The organism is Rhizobacter sp. P2_H2, from assembly GCF_056403375.1.
This window is the reverse complement of the sequence record NZ_JBFUFP010001246.1, coordinates 1-1,449: the sequence shown is the minus strand read 5'-3', so window position 1 is coordinate 1,449 and position 1,449 is coordinate 1. Positions and strand designations below refer to the sequence as shown.

At 68.6% G+C, this 1,449-nt stretch carries 1 protein-coding gene; it reads right to left on the bottom strand.

Going from position 1 to position 1,449, the window contains the following annotated elements; translation table 11 throughout:
* The coding region (locus tag AC1D15_RS32030; protein WP_477829227.1) for an RHS repeat domain-containing protein at positions 1-1,079 on the bottom strand (1,079 nt) is incomplete at its 3' end.
* Between the last annotated feature and the right edge of the window lie 370 nt (positions 1,080-1,449).

Here is a 1,449-nt window from a genome sequence, read left to right as displayed (position 1 = left end):
CGCACGTCGTAGCTGATCTGCACCGTGTTCTGCAGCGCGTCCTTCGWTGCCACCAAGTTGCCGAACGCGTCATGCTGGTGRACGAGTTGCGCRCCYTGCGCATCRGTGATGCGGATCGACCGGCCTTCCACGTTGCGCTCCTCGCGCCGCGTGTGGCCCTGGTCGTCGGTCGTGGTGGTGGCCAGCGCGCCGTACGCAATGCTCGACACCCGAGCCCTGCGGTTGCCGCGGGCACCGAAACTCACGCTCGGCTGGCTGCCCTGGGGGTCGGCGGTGTAGACCCGAACGGGGCGGCCCAATGCGTCGTACTCGGTGCGCGTGAGCCCCACGTCTGCACTGCCTGCGCTCGTCGACGAACCGCTGTCCAGGAAGTACGGCTGCGTCTGCACCAGCACCTGGCCCAGATCGCCGTACTCGGTGTCGGTGACGATCAGCCGGCTCGTGCCGCCGGGTTGCGTCGGTCCGTCGAAGGCTTCGGTCACATGGCGCAGCAGCCGACCTGCGCGGTCCAGGTACTTGCGGGTGAACGGGCCATTCTTGATGCCCTCACTGCCGCTGGCGTCTCTCGACTCCACGTGCGTGAACTCCAGCGCATCGGCCGGGATCTCGGCCGCGCTTGGGTTCSGGCAGGTGGGGCTGTTGCTCGAGGTGTCACCGGCCGGGTTCATCCGCCCGGAGATAAGGCAGTGGGCCGTGATCACGCGCGTGCCATCGGGGCGAATCTCGCGCGTCGYGCGACCCAGGTCGTCGTATTCCCAGCGCGTGGTCARCCCGTTCGCGTCCGTCCTGCTCAGCACGGTGCCGAAGCGCGGATCCACCGTCTGCGTCTCCTCCTGCTGCAACGCGTTCCTGCGGCCGCTCACCTGGGTGTCCGGCTGGATCTGCACGCTCGTGCCGCCGATCGTCACCGTCTGCGCGCCGTAGCTGACGCTGCTGCTGCGCGGGGTGAACACGGCGTCGCCGGTGGCGCCGCTGCAGTTGGACACCTGCGWGCCGGTGCGGTTGCCCCGCGCGTCGTAGCGGTACCGCGTCACCACGCACAGCTGCGGGTTGCCGGGCTCGACCGTCTCGGTCTCCACCAAWCCGTCMGGRCGGTAGGTGAAGCTCGTCGTGCGTGCGTAGTTGAACGGGTCGGCCGKMGGCTGGACCGGCGACTGCGCRAYGGCAGATGTCGCRCAGGCCAGCAGCCAGAGCGTGAAGATGACGTTCAAGACCGTCCGAGGCACGGCAACGCCGCRCCTCACCACGGTCGCGTGGTGCGATGGATGCAAGGGCTTCTCCCTGAGGGAATCAACGGGATCGACGGGCCGGCCCGCGGGGCCGGGTGCACTGCCCGCTTTTGTGAGCGGGTCGGGCTTGGCGCGCATCCATCGATGCAGTTGCCGTGGGGACGCACCTTATCGCGTGCGATCAGCCCCGGTCAATGGCTCAGGGACATCCATCCTCATC